We start from the raw sequence: 12,480 nt of genomic DNA on the forward strand, positions 1-12,480 counted from the left end.
GAAGGGCCTGGTGATGGGCGAGTTGGTCACGGTGAGGGCGTTCGAGGGGCTGACCGGCGAGGTCCTGGCCGAGGCACGGACCCGGGTGGCCGCCGCGGCGGCGGCTCCGGGGGTGGGGACGCTGGTGGAGGCCCTGCGGGTCAGGCTCGCGGCCGTGGCCGGGGGCGTGCTGACCCAGGTGAACGCCGAGGTGGACGGCCGGCGGATCCGTGTCCAGGAGGCCGCGGCCGGGCTGGGCGACTCCCTCGACCGGGTGACCGACGCGCTGCGCGACAGGATCAGGGCCGCCACCGGTGCCTGGGCACCGCGCCCCTGGCCGGGCCACCGCCCGGCGGCCCCCGCCGGCGCCACCGGCGCGGCCGGCCGCGCGCTCCGGGTCGTCCGGCACAAGGAGCCCTCGCTGGTGTGGTGCTCCCCGGAGGCCGCCGCGCGGACCATGGACGCGATGGACTACGACATCCACCTGTTCACCGACCCGGCGACCGAGACCGACGCCGTGGTCTACCGGGTCGGGCCGACCGGCTACCGCCTCGCCCGGACCGTCTCCGCCGGCCCGTCCGGCCGCCGGAACTCGCCGATCACCCTCAGTCCGCACGGCGCGCCCCGGCTGACGGAGGGGCAGGCCGTCGACCGGCTGGCGGGCGCGGAGCTGCCGTTCCTGTTCTTCGCGCACCCGGTCAGCGGCCGCGGCCGAGTGCTCTACCGCCGCTTCGACGGCGGCCTCGGCCTCATCGCGGGCCGCGTCTGACGTCCGCCGAGCCCGCAGGAACCCACCGCGCCCCCGTCGAGCGACTGCTCGGCGGGGGCGCGGCCGGTTCGTCAGGACCGCCGCGTCACATGTTGATCATGTGGCCGGCGAGACCGTGGATGGCCTCCTTGACCGCCTCGCCGAGGGTCGGGTGGGCGTGCACGTTGCGGGCCACCTCGTGGACCGTCAGGTCCCACTGCTGGGCCAGCGTCAGCTCGGGCAGCAGCTCGGTGACCTCGGGGCCGATCAGGTGGGCGCCGAGCAGCTCGCCGTGCTTGTCGTCGCTGATGACCTTGACGAAGCCGATCGGGTGGCCGAGGCCGTGCGCCTTGCCGTTGGCGGTGAACGGGAACTTGGCGACCTTGACGTCGTAGCCCAGCTCGCGGGCCTGCGCCTCGGTGTAGCCGAAGGAGGCGACCTGCGGCTGACAGTAGGTGGCGCGCGGGATCATGACGAAGTCGACCTCCATGGTCTCCGCCCCGCCGATCGTCTCGGCGGCGATCACGGCCATCGTCTCGGCGGCGTGCGCGAGCATCAGCTTGGCGGTCACGTCGCCGATCGCGAAGATGTGCTCGACGCTGGTGCGGCCGCGGCCGTCCACCGCGATGGCGTTGCGGTCGGTGAGCTTGACCCCGGTGTTCTCCAGGCCGTAGCCGTTGACGCGCGGCGCGAAGCCGATCGCCTGGAGCACCTTGTCGGCCTCCAGCACCTGCTGCTGCCCGTCCTTGGTGACGGTGACCCGGACCTTGGCGCTCGGGTCGCTGTCGTCGATCGACTCGACCCGGGTGGAGGTCAGCACTTCGATGCCCAGCTTGCGGTACTGCTTGGCGAGTTCGGTGGAGACCTCGACGTCCTCCAGCGGCACCACCCGGTCCAGGAACTCGACGATGGTGACCTTCACACCGTAGTTGTGCAGCACGTACGCGAACTCGACGCCGATCGCGCCGGCGCCCGCGATGATGATGCTCTCCGGCAGCTGCTCGGTGAGGATCTGCTCCTCGTAGGTGACCACGCGCTCGCTCAGGCTGGTGCCGGGCAGCAGGCGGGTGGTGGCACCGGCGGCGATGACGCAGTGGTCGAAGGTGACGACGTCGAAGCCGCCGGCGCTGAGCGCGACCTGGATCGTGTGGTCGTCGACGAAGGTGCCCCAGCCGTCGTACTCGGTGATGCCGTTCTTCTTCATCAGGTAGTGGACGCCCTTGACCCGGCCGTCGGCGACCGTCCGGCTGCGCCGGAAGGCCTCGCCGAAGTCGAAGGTCACCTGGCCCTCGACCTTGATGCCGAAGGTCTTGGCCTCCTTGGTGAAGATGTGGGCGAGCTCGGCGTTGCGCAGCAGGGCCTTGGAGGGGATGCAGCCGACGTTGAGGCAGACGCCGCCCCAGTACTTGGCCTCGATGACCGCGACCTTCAGGCCCAGCTGGGCCGAGCGGACGGCGGCGGTGTAGCCGCCGGGGCCCGCGCCGAGGACGACGACGTCGTAGTGCGTGCTCATGTTGCTGACTCCTCCGAGGGTGTCACGGTGTCGTGATCTCGGTCCCATGGTGTCAGGACCGGGCTCGGCGCACCCGCCGGGTCTCGGCTGATGCGCTCGCGGCACCGTACCGGCCTCGGGGGCGGATTGTCAGTGCCGTCCGCTACGTTGGCCGCTATCCGCACTCACCAGGGGCGATGACGGAGGGAGGTCCCGGATGGCGGCTTCGCGTACGGCGGTCGGGTGGGCCCGCCTGCCGGGAGCGGCGGCGGGCCCACCCGGGCGTCAGGCCGTCACGGCGTGGAAGCGGTCGCCGCTCGTGCCGCTGATACCCGTCGCGCCGGGGGCGGGCGCCGCCTTCGCGGCCGGGCGCTGGGCCTCGGCGGGTTTGTGCAGCGAGGAGAGGTCCCAGGCGTAGGTGCCGACGGCGTTCGCGATCACGTCGATGTTGACGTCGAAGGCGCGCATGTCGATGTTGCCCAGGTTGTCGCAGGCCTGGTGGTAGCACCCGTCGTAGGCGGCGCCGGCCGTGCCGCCGTAACGGGCCGCCTGCTCGGGGGACTTGACCTTCTCGGCGCCGGTGTCGGTGCCGCCGGCCGGGATGCCCGCGTCGATGAACGGACCGTAGTCGGAGCGGCCGTCGAAGGCGGTCGGGTCGTGCGGCAGGCCCCGGCCGTCCAGGTAGCCGTTGATGTCCCGCTCGATCTGGGCCGAGCCCTCGGGGCCCGCGTCGCCGCCGGCGCTGCCCGAGCCGTTGTAGACGAACTGCGCGTAGTTGGGGGATGCGATCATGTCGAAGTTGAGGTAGAGCCCGATCTTCTTCCGCTGCGCCTCGGAGAGGGAGTTCACGTACGCCTCGGCGCCCTTGAGGCCGAACTCCTCGGCCGACCACCAGGCGAACCTGACCTTGTTCTTCACCGGGTGCACGCCGAGGTTCTTCGCGACCTCCAGGATCCCGGCCGAGCCGGAGCCGTTGTCGTTGATGCCCGGCCCCTCGGGGACGGAGTCCAGGTGCGCACCGACCATCACGGTGTTGTTCGGGTCGCCGCCGCGGGTCTCGGCGATGACGTTCCAGGTCTGGCGCCGCTCCATGAAGGTGCGGATGTCCAGGGTCACCCGGACGGGCCCGGCGGCGGCCTCGGCGGCCAGGGCCTCACCGGCGGCCTTGGCGATCCCGCCGGTCGGGATCTTCCCGGCGGTCGGCTCGCCGAGCGTCCCGTTGAGGCTGCCCTCGATGTTGTTGTACATGATCGCCCCGGCCGCCCCCGCGGCCGCCGCGGCGGCCTGCTTCTCCGCGAAGGTGCAGCCGCCACGGCGGATCAGCGCGATCTTGCCGGTGAACGCGCCCGTCGGGTAGTCGGCGGGGGTGCAGCCGGTGGTGGCGCTGACCGGAGCGACGGCCAGGTCCGCGGTCAGGCCCGCCTCCGGGCCGCTCACCGAGTACGTCATCGCGAGCACCGGCACCGACTCGGCCTTCGGGGACACCACGTCGAGGTGCTCCGAGCGGGCCTCGAAGAAGGTGTACGCGAACTCCTGCTTGGACACCTGGAGCCCGGCCCGCCGCGCCTGCTCGTACACGTACTGGGCGGACTGGTCATGCCCCTTCGAACCGGCCACCCGGGTGCCTCCGTTGCGGTCCGCGATCTGCTGGAGCGCGGCCAGGGTGGCCCGGGCTTCCCGGGCGCTGCCGGCCTCGACCAGCCGGGAGGCGAGCTTGGCGCCCTTGCGGGCCGGGTCCGGGTCCGCCGAGGCGCTGCCCGCGCCGGCCAGCAGCAGCGGTGCGACCAGGGCGGCGACGGTCAGTGCGGCGCCCGCTGCTCGCCGGGTGACGGCGGGTCGCGGGCGTCCTGGAGAGGTGGCGGGATCGTACGGGGCGGAACGGTCGAGCGGGGAGGTGGAGCGACGGGTGCGCAGCATCAAGGCAACTCCTTCCGACGGGCCGTGAGGTCATGATTTGACCTGACCGGAATCCCGTTGCCAAGCCTTTACGCACACCTTGCGAGATGCGGACCGCGACGCGCGCGGCGATATTGGACGAGTGGGGGCGTCTCATCCGGGAGCGTGACCAGATGTCCATGTTGGATAAGCTCAAGAGCCTGCTGAAGGGCCACGAGGACCAGGCCGAGAAGGGCGTCGACAAGGCGGGTGACGCCTTCGACGAACGCACCCAGGGCAAGTACAGCTCACAGACGGACACAGCCCAGGAGAAGCTGAAGGAGCAGTTCCGCGACCAGCCTCCGCAGTAGCGCCAGCACGGGCTGCGCGCTTCCTGCCCCGGCCCGCCCGAGCGGGCCGGGGTCAGTCTTGGCGGCGCTCTTCCGCCCCGGGGAGCCGGTCGCCTTCCGCGCCGCCGCAGTTCTCATCGCAGTTCTCACAGGGCCCCGGTCCGGGCCGCTCGCGCAGCCGTCCGCACTCCGGGCACACCCGGTCCAGCCAGCAGGCCGACTCGCCGCCTTCGCTCATGCCTTCGATTCTGCCCGGCGCACGCCCACGGGCGCGCGTAGACACTGTCTATCAGGAGCTGGTAGACAGTGTCTTCATGACCGAACAAGAACGGGACCTGCGTGCCCGACTGGTGACCGCGGGCGTCGAGCTGGTGGCCGAGGGCGGCGTTCAGGCGCTCGGCCTGCGCGAGATCGCCCGCCGCGCCGGGGTCTCGCACGGCGCTCCCCGCCGCCACTTCCCCACCCACCGCGAACTGCTCGCCGCCATCGCCCGACAGGGCTTCGGCAGGCTCACCGACACGCTCGCGGGCGCCGACGCCGTCGCCGCCACCACCGGCACCGACGCGCGCACCCGCCTCGACGGGCTCGCCCGCGCCTACCTCGGCTTCGCGGCCGCCAACCCCGGCATGTTCGAGCTGATGTTCCGCCACGACCTGCTGGAGGGCAGCGGCGTCGAACTGCGCCGCACCACCCTGCCGCTGTTCCGGACCTTCGTCGGGCTGGTCTCCGAGGTGCACCCGCGGTCCGACGACCCGGCCTCCGCCACCGCCGCCCTCTGGTCCAACCTGCACGGCCTCGCCCAACTGCGTACCTGGGGCAGCCTGCGGCTGATCACCGGCAGCGAGTCCGTGGAGCCGCTGCTGCGCACCGTGCTGGACGCCCACCTCGGCCCGGCCACCCGGTGACGACGCCGCACCACCGGGGCCCGTCCTCGCCGCGAGCATCACCGGCGCCGTCCTGGTCGCCCTCGACGGCACCGCGCTGACCGTCGCCCGGCCCGCCCTCCAGCGCGATCTGCACGCCTCCGTCGCGGCCGTCCAGTGGGCCCCGGCACCGGCTCCCTCGTCGCCGTCGCCGCCCTGCCGGTCTTCGCCGGCCGGCTGGGCGACCGGCATGGGCACCGGCGGGTCTTCGCACTCGACGTGACGGGGTTCGCGGCCGCCTCGCTCGGGGTCGCCCTCGCCCCCGGGATCGGTTGGGTGATCGCGCTGCGCGTGCTCCAGGGTGTCGCGGGCGCCCTGCCGCAACCGGCCGCCCTGGGCATGCTGCCGGCCGCCCGGCCCGCCGCTCCGATCGCGATCCGCACCGCCGCCATCGGGCTCGCCGCGGCGGCCGGGCCACTGGTCGGCGGGGCGCTGACCGCGCACGTCGGCTGGCGGTCGGCCTTCCCGCTGGGCCTGCCGCCCGCCGCGGCCGCCCTGCCGGCAGCCGTCGCGGTGCCGGCCGGGGCGGCCGAGGCCCGTTCGGCGGCGGCCACGCGCGGCGCCGGGCTCGACCTGCCCGGCGCGGGCCTGCTCGCGCTCGCGCCGGCCTGCCTGGTGCAAACCCTGGCCGCGCTGCCGGACACCGGTTGATCGGTCGCCCCGGTGCTCGGCCTCGGCGCGACCGGAGTGCTCGCCCTGGTGCTTGGGCTCGATCCCTTGCGGAGCGCGCCGCGGGCGGCCCCGCTCGCCGTGACGATGATCCTCACTGCTTCCGGTTCCGCCCGATTGACGAAACGTCACGGCGAGCGGCCGGTGGTCCTGACGAGGATGGCGCTGATCACGGCGGCGGCGCCGCTGACCACGCGGCTCGGGCCGGGCACCCGGCCTGCATCCGCCGGCCGGGGGCAACGCCCGTACGGTCACACGCCGGTGACGCCGTCGATGCGCTCCCGGAGCAGGTCGACGTGGCCGTTGTGCCGGGCGTACTCCTCGATCAGGTGCACCAGGACCCAGCGCAGCGAGACCCTGTCCGCGCCGAGCGCCTCCGCGATCTGCGGGGGCAGTGGGCCGGTCGCGTCCAGCGCCTCGTCCGCGGTCAGCTCCCGGCCCCGGTCGATCTCCGCCTTCCAGTCCGCCAGCGCCCCGGCCATCCCTCGCGCCGGGTCCATCCCGTAGCCTCCGGCGTTGTCCGCGCCGTACACCGGCGGGACCTCCAGACCGGCGAACACCCGCTGGCACCAGGTGCGTTCGATCTCGGCGAGGTGCTGGACCAGGCCGAGCAGGGTCAGTTCGGACGGCGGTACGGGCGCCGGCCGCACCTGCCGGTCGTCCAGCCCGGCGACCTTCTGGGCGAGCGTGGCCCGCTGGAACTCCAACCAGCCCTCCAGCGCGGCGCGTTCAGCGGCGTGCGGGGGCGGAATCGGCCGCCCGTCCGAAGTGTGTGCCATGGGCCCCGCCCTGACACACACCCCGACGCCTGCCGTCCCACGTCAGCGCCACGAGCAGCGCGAGTTGCACCGTCGCGCCCACGGCCGGACCGAGCCACACCCCCGACACCCCCAGCGGCCCGGAGAGGGCCGCCGAGGCGCCGAGTTGGGCGCCGAGGCCGAGCAGCACGGAGACCACCAGCGGACGGCCGGCGCCCGCCGCCTGGTGCACCCCGCCGAGGGCCACCACCAACGCGTACGGCACCAGGTAGAGCGCCGCCGCGTGCAGGAAGCCGACGGCCTGCCCGGCCACCGCCCGGTCCTCGGTGAAGAGCGCGGCCAGCGGGCCGGCCAGCGTCGCGGACAGCGCCGCCGACACCGCGCCGATCAGCCCGGCGAGGCGCCCGGTGGCCCGGCGCAGGATGCGCAGCGCGGCGCCGTCCCGCGCGCCGGCCAGGCGGGCGGCCTCGATCGCGGCGGCCTGGCGCAGCGCGTAGAAGGCCATGGTGACGATGAGCAGGACGCGGTAGCCGAGGCCGTACCCGGCCACCGCCGCGACGCCGAAGCCGGCGACCAGGGCGAGTTGGGCGGCTCCGACGGCCATCCGGGCGGTGAAGTCCAGCCCGAACGGCGCACCCGCGCGCAGGATCCGCACCGCCTCGACGGCCGCTCTCCCGGTGTCGCCGGTATCGCCGGTATCGCCGGTGGTGCGCGGCTGCCGCCCCGCTCGTCGCCGCAGGCGCAGGGTGGCGGTGAGGGCGATGGCCCGGGAGAGGGCCAGGGCGAGCGCCGCGCCGGGGACACCGAGGGCGGGCAGCGGCCCGGGGCCGAGGATGAACAGCGGGTCGAGGAGGAGCAGCAGCGCGTTGGAGAGCAGGGCGATCCGCATCGGGGTGCGGGTGTCGCCCGAGCCCTTGAACAGTTCGTCGGCGACGAGTTGGCCGAAGAAGAGCGCGAAGGCCGGGAGGGCGACAGTGAAGTACCCGGCGGCGTGCGCGGCGGCCTCGCCGTCCAGGAAGGCCCCCGCCAGTCGGTCGCGCAGCAGGAAGCCCGGGACGGCGAGCGCCGCGCTGCCCGCGGCGCAGAGCCACCAGGCCGCGCGGACGGTGTGGGCGGCCTGGGCGCGGTCGCCGGCGCCGAGGGCGTGGGAGAGTCGGACGCTGGCCCCGGAGCCGACCACCAGCGCCAGCCCGAGGAGCACGTTCTCGACGGTGCCGGCCAGGGTGACGGCGGCGACCGCGGCCCCGCCGAGACCGGCCACCCAGAGGGTGCCGATCACCGAGGCGACCACCCCGGACAGCAGCTCCGCGTAGACGGGCCCCGCCAATGCCATGAGCCGGCGCAACTGTCCGCGCATGAGTCCTCCCCCTTCTCCTCTGCACCCGGCTGCTCCTCCTGCATCCGGTTGCCTCGAATAGAGATACATCGTTTCGAGGCACCTCGGCAAGAGGTAGCATGGCCGCTCCACAGGGCGCACTCCGAACGAAGGGCTCCAACCGTGTTGACGCTCGCGATCCTCGGCTTCCTGTACGGGGAACCGCTGCACGGCTACGAGCTCAAGTCCCGGATCACCGGGCTGACCGGCCACGTCCGGCCGGTCAGCGACGGCGCGCTCTACCCCGCCATCACCCGGCTGGAGAAGGCCGGACTGCTCCGGCGGCGCGCCGAACCGGGCAGCGGCGCCGCACCGCGGCAGACCCTGGAGCTGACGGCGGAGGGGCGGGCCGAGCTGCTGCGCCGGCTGGCCGATCCGGAGCAGGCCGAGATCACCGACCAGATCCGCTTCTTCACCGTCGCCGCTTTCCTGCACCACCTCGCCGCCCCACCCCGGCAGGCCGCCGTGCTCCGCCGCCGGCTGGACTTCCTGGACGCGCCGAGCAGCTTCTTCTACGACGGCTCCGATCGACCGGTGACCGCCGAACAGGAGCCGAACCCCTTCCGGCGCGGGATGCTGCTCGTCGCCCGGGCCTCCACGGCGGCCGAGCGGGGTTGGCTGACCGGGACCATCGAGGAACTGGAACGGCAGGGCGGCGCGACGCCCTCGGAAGCCCCCGGCGCGACGTCCTCGGAAGCCCCCGGCATGACGGCAGGACTGCGCCCCTCCGAACACTAGGCCGAGCGGGCGAACCGAGAGCGGAAACGAAGGCTCACGCCCCTGCCGAACAGCGGAGCGAAGAACCGGGATTGGGCCGTTCCGCAGCTGGTTCCCCCGAGCCCGGGCGTCGCTATGATGATCCGCCTCACGTCCTCGGCCCCCCTCCGCGGGCGTGATCCCGCCACCGCGCCCCGCCGTCCCCCTGGAGGCCGCCGTGCCCACGTCCGAGACCGCGGTCGAGGCCGCAGTCCACTCCGCGCCGCTGAAGCGGGACGACATCCCCGGCTGGTTCTTCAGCCTCGACCGGGCGGCCTTCAGCCACCTGCTGTCCGCACAGACCACGGCCGGCGTCACCGGCGACGTCCTGGAGCTCGGCAGCTACCTGGGCCGCAGTGCCGTGCTGCTCGGCGACCACCTCCAGCCGGGCGAGCGGCTGACGGTCTGCGACCTGTTCGACTCCGAGGCGGGCGACGCCGAGAACGCCGCCGAGATGGACATGTCCTACCGCAAGACGCTGACCCGCAGTGCCTTCGAGGCCAACTACCTGGCCTTCCACGGCGAGCTGCCGGAGATAGTGCAGGCCCCGACCTCGGTGCTGGCCGACGGACGGATCCGGGCGGGCAGCTGCCGCTTCGTCCACGTCGACGCCTCCCACCTCTACGAGCACGTCGCCGGGGACATCGCCGTGGCCCGCGCCGCGCTCGCCGAGAACGGCCTGGTCGCCCTGGACGACTACCGCTCCGAGCACACCCCGGGCGTCTCCGCCGCGGTCTGGGAGGCGGTCTTCACCGGCGGGCTGCGACCGGTCCTCCTCACCCCGATGAAGTTCTACGGCACCTGGGGCGACGCGGCGGCCGCCCAGGCCGTCCTGCGGGAGCGGGACTGGCCCGCCGAGGGGTACACCGTCGACGAGGACACCATCGCCGGCGCCCGGGTGATGCGGCTCAACTACCAGGTGAAGGCCCCGGTCCAGCGCTCCACCTCGCGCCGGCTCGCCCTGGAACTGCTGCCCCCGGTCGCGACCAAGGCCACCCGCCGGATGCTCCGGACGCTGCGCGAACGCCGCGCCGTCCCCCCCGTCCCGAGCGCCTGACCCCTCGCAGGGGCCCGTCCCCGCCCTTCACCGGGCGGGGACGGGCCCCTGTGTCGTTTCCGATCGAACGCCGGACCCGTTCACCTCATAAGCCGTCTTAGGCCTTTCATATTTTCGACGCTTCTTCACCCTTACGAGGGAATCTCACTTAAAGATTTGCCCACGGAACATTAAAGGGCGCATAGTGATGACACCTCAGTTAGGTCTGATGAACACCAAGTTCAGGCAAAGTCATCCCCAGTGAGGAGAAGACCTTGTTCCACGGAAACACGGCCTCGGACAGCCCCGGACGGCGGCTTCGCGCGCAGATCGCGGGCCCGGGAACGACGCCGCTGATCGGCGTCTACGACATGTACTCGGCCTCCATCGCGGCCGAGCACTACGACGGCATGTTCGTCTCCGGCTTCGGCTTCGCGGCCTCCTACTACGGGCTGCCCGACATCGGTTTCATCGCCTGGCCCGACATGGTGGGCTTCGTCGAACGGCTGCGCGGCGCGTTCCCCCGGCACCACCTGCTGGTCGACATCGACGACGGCTACGTCGATCCGGAGGTGGCCTGCCACGTCGTGCGCAGGCTCGAACGGATCGGAGCGTCGGGCGTGATCCTGGAGGACCAGAAGCGGCCGCGCCGCTGCGGGCACGCGGACGGCAAGCTGGTGCTGCCCTTGGAGGAGTACCTGGAGAAGCTGGAGCTCGTCCTCGCCAACCGGACGGACTTGGTGGTGGTCGCGCGCACCGACGCCACCGAGGAGGAGGACATCCTGCGCCGAGCCCGGGCGCTCGCCGCCACCGACGCCGACGTGGTGCTGGTCGACGGCGTGCGCAGCGAGGAGTGGATCCGCCGGATCCGCCGGGTGGTGGGCGACAAGCCGCTGCTGTTCAACCAGATCGCGGGCGGCAAGTCGCCCCGGCTGTCGCTCTCGGAGCTGTCGAGCCTGGGGGTGGACGTGGCCATCTACAGCACCCCGTGCCTGTTCGCCGCACACCGGGCGATGGACGAGGCGCTGGCCGGGCTGAAGAGCGCCGACGGCCGGCTGCCCGCCCCTGCCGTGGGCCGCGAGCAGGTCGGCGTGCGCGAGTCCACCGAGCTGCTGGAGCGGAACATCTCGCGCTCCCGCGGGCTGATGGCGGTGACGGCATGAGCGCCCGGCTGCGCGGGCCCGCCCCGCCCTCGTCGGCCGCCGCCCTGCGGGCCACCGCGCTCGGGTTGGCCGGGGCCTGCGCCCTGCTCGCGGGAGCTGCGACGCCCGCGGCGGCCGGCGGCTCCCTCCTCACGGTCGTGGACAACTCGAACGCCGAATCCTGGCTGGAGATCGACCGTACGGCCAACGTCCAGAACGGCAGCGGCTCCGCGGGCAGCGACCACGACGGCGCCGGCTCGCTGGTCGGCGGCTTGCTCGGGCCGGGTTCCTCCTCCGGGCCCTCGCTCCGCCCGGCTTCGGGCGGCGGTCCATGACCAGCCGCCTGCCGCGCCGGCTGGACTTCTACATGGTGGCGCTGGCCGGGACGGTGGGGCTGGCCGCGCTGTTCCCGGCCTCGGGCGCCTCCGCGCGGGTCGCCGAGGCGGCCTGCGACCTCGCGGTGGCACTGCTGTTCTTCCTGTACGGCGCCCGGCTCTCCACCCGGGAGACGCTGGCCGGGCTGCGTCATCTGCGGTTGCACGGGCTGGTGTTGGCCGCCACCTTCGTTCTCTTCCCGCTGCTCGGCGCGGCCACGGTGCTGCTCACGCCCGTCCCGCTGACCGGGCCGTTGCAGACCGGGGTGCTGTTCCTCTGCCTGGTGCCGTCGACGGTGCAGTCCTCGGTAGCGCTCACCGGCGCCGCCGGGGGCAGCGTCCCGGCGGCGATCTGCGCGGGCACCTACTCCAGCCTGGCGGGGCTGGTATTGACCCCGCTGTTGTCGGCCTGGCTGCTGGGTTCGCACACCGAGCTGTCCGCCGACGGGCTTTTGCGGATCGGGCTCCAACTGCTCGCGCCCTTCCTGCTGGGGCAGTTGCTGCGGCCGTGGCTCGGCGGCCTGGTGTCCCGGCACCGGCGGGTGCTCACTCCGGTGGATCGCGGTTCGATCCTGCTGGTCGTCTACACGGCGTTCAGCGCGGCGGTGTCCCAGGGCATCTGGCAGCTGGCCACGCCCCTTGCACTGCTCGGGCTGCTCGCGGTGCTGCTCGCCCTGCTCGCCGCCGCCCTGGCGGCGACCGGGCTCGGCGCGCGGCTGCTGGGGCTCGACCGATCGGCCACCGTCGCGGCGGTGCTGTGCGGCTCGCAGAAGAGCCTGGCCAACGGCCTGCCGATGGCCACCGTGCTGTTCGGCCCGGGAGCTGGGCTGATGGTGCTGCCGCTGATGCTCTACCACCAGCTCCAGCTGGTGGTGGGCACGGTCCTCGCCGGCCGCTGGTCACGGGCACCGGCGACGGCCGCGTCCACTCCGGCCCCGACCGCGCTCACCCACCGGGGCGCTCCGCCGGCACCCGGGTGATCCCCGGCGCAACCTGGCCGAGG

Annotated in this window: 14 protein-coding genes; 9 read left to right on the forward strand and 5 right to left on the reverse strand. The window is 73.4% G+C overall.

Annotation, left to right across the window (positions count from 1 at the left end; all coding sequences use genetic code 11):
* Positions 1-13 precede the first annotated feature (13 nt).
* On the forward strand, positions 14-748 hold the full coding sequence (locus QWJ13_RS26055; RefSeq protein WP_316527460.1) for a sigma 54 modulation/S30EA ribosomal C-terminal domain-containing protein: 735 nt from the start codon (positions 14-16) through the stop codon (positions 746-748).
* Positions 749-833: 85 nt separating this feature from the next.
* Here the strand turns inward: QWJ13_RS26055 and lpdA are convergent, their stop codons facing one another.
* Both lpdA and QWJ13_RS26065 read right to left on the reverse strand, forming a co-directional pair.
* Positions 834-2,240 carry a dihydrolipoyl dehydrogenase gene (gene lpdA / locus QWJ13_RS26060; protein WP_316527462.1) on the reverse strand — a complete coding sequence of 469 codons (1,407 nt, stop codon included), beginning with the start codon at positions 2,238-2,240 and terminating at the stop codon, positions 834-836.
* 264 nt (positions 2,241-2,504) lie between these two features.
* Positions 2,505-4,136 carry a M28 family peptidase gene (locus QWJ13_RS26065; protein WP_316527464.1) on the reverse strand — a complete coding sequence of 544 codons (1,632 nt, stop codon included), beginning with the start codon at positions 4,134-4,136 and terminating at the stop codon, positions 2,505-2,507.
* 152 nt (positions 4,137-4,288) lie between these two features.
* Here QWJ13_RS26065 and QWJ13_RS26070 point away from each other — a divergent pair, with 152 nt between their 5' ends.
* Positions 4,289-4,465, forward strand: coding sequence for an antitoxin (locus QWJ13_RS26070; protein WP_316527465.1), 177 nt, complete (start codon positions 4,289-4,291; stop codon positions 4,463-4,465).
* A gap of 52 nt (positions 4,466-4,517) precedes the next feature.
* On the opposite strand, the gene QWJ13_RS26075 is transcribed toward QWJ13_RS26070, so the two are convergent.
* A complete protein-coding gene (locus QWJ13_RS26075; RefSeq protein ID WP_316527466.1) occupies positions 4,518-4,682 on the reverse strand; it encodes a hypothetical protein in 165 nt (54 codons plus the stop codon).
* A gap of 76 nt (positions 4,683-4,758) precedes the next feature.
* Between QWJ13_RS26075 and QWJ13_RS26080 the strand changes: the two genes are divergently transcribed.
* Both QWJ13_RS26080 and QWJ13_RS26085 read left to right on the forward strand, forming a co-directional pair.
* Positions 4,759-5,349, forward strand: coding sequence for a TetR/AcrR family transcriptional regulator (locus tag QWJ13_RS26080; protein WP_316527467.1), 591 nt, complete (start codon positions 4,759-4,761; stop codon positions 5,347-5,349).
* A gap of 135 nt (positions 5,350-5,484) precedes the next feature.
* Positions 5,485-6,018: an MFS transporter gene (locus QWJ13_RS26085; protein ID WP_316527468.1), complete on the forward strand. Its 534-nt coding sequence runs from the start codon at positions 5,485-5,487 to the stop codon at positions 6,016-6,018.
* A gap of 269 nt (positions 6,019-6,287) precedes the next feature.
* On the opposite strand, the gene QWJ13_RS26090 is transcribed toward QWJ13_RS26085, so the two are convergent.
* Together QWJ13_RS26090 and QWJ13_RS26095 are read right to left on the reverse strand one after the other, a co-directional pair.
* Positions 6,288-6,815 carry a DinB family protein gene (locus QWJ13_RS26090; RefSeq protein ID WP_316527469.1) on the reverse strand — a complete coding sequence of 176 codons (528 nt, stop codon included), beginning with the start codon at positions 6,813-6,815 and terminating at the stop codon, positions 6,288-6,290.
* Positions 6,766-8,151, reverse strand: a complete 1,386-nt coding sequence (locus QWJ13_RS26095) for an MATE family efflux transporter (protein WP_316527470.1) — start codon at positions 8,149-8,151, stop codon at positions 6,766-6,768. The genes QWJ13_RS26090 and QWJ13_RS26095 overlap by 50 nt, the downstream gene beginning before the upstream one ends.
* Positions 8,152-8,292: 141 nt before the next feature.
* On the opposite strand from QWJ13_RS26095, the gene QWJ13_RS26100 reads away from it, so the two are divergent.
* The 5 genes from QWJ13_RS26100 to QWJ13_RS26120 all read left to right on the forward strand — a co-directional run bounded on the left by QWJ13_RS26100 (position 8,293) and on the right by QWJ13_RS26120 (position 12,457).
* Entirely contained in the window at positions 8,293-8,907 is a 615-nt protein-coding gene (locus tag QWJ13_RS26100; protein ID WP_316527471.1) for a PadR family transcriptional regulator, read from the forward strand.
* A 196-nt stretch (positions 8,908-9,103) separates the two neighbouring features.
* Positions 9,104-9,982 (forward strand): class I SAM-dependent methyltransferase, encoded by an 879-nt coding sequence (locus QWJ13_RS26105; protein WP_316527472.1) that lies wholly within the window; start codon positions 9,104-9,106, stop codon positions 9,980-9,982.
* Between the two features lie 254 nt (positions 9,983-10,236).
* Positions 10,237-11,124: an isocitrate lyase/PEP mutase family protein gene (locus QWJ13_RS26110; protein WP_316527474.1), complete on the forward strand. Its 888-nt coding sequence runs from the start codon at positions 10,237-10,239 to the stop codon at positions 11,122-11,124.
* Positions 11,121-11,438, forward strand: a complete 318-nt coding sequence (locus tag QWJ13_RS26115) for a hypothetical protein (RefSeq protein WP_316527475.1) — start codon at positions 11,121-11,123, stop codon at positions 11,436-11,438. Before QWJ13_RS26110 ends, QWJ13_RS26115 begins: the two co-directional genes overlap by 4 nt.
* The gene (locus QWJ13_RS26120; RefSeq protein ID WP_316527476.1) at positions 11,435-12,457 is read left to right on the forward strand and encodes a bile acid:sodium symporter family protein; all 1,023 of its coding nucleotides are present in this window, start codon (positions 11,435-11,437) and stop codon (positions 12,455-12,457) included. The genes QWJ13_RS26115 and QWJ13_RS26120 overlap by 4 nt, the downstream gene beginning before the upstream one ends.
* Positions 12,458-12,480: the final 23 nt, after the last annotated feature.

It is taken from the genome of Kitasatospora brasiliensis (assembly GCF_032654805.1).
Classification (GTDB): Bacteria; Actinomycetota; Actinomycetes; order Streptomycetales; family Streptomycetaceae; genus Kitasatospora; species Kitasatospora brasiliensis.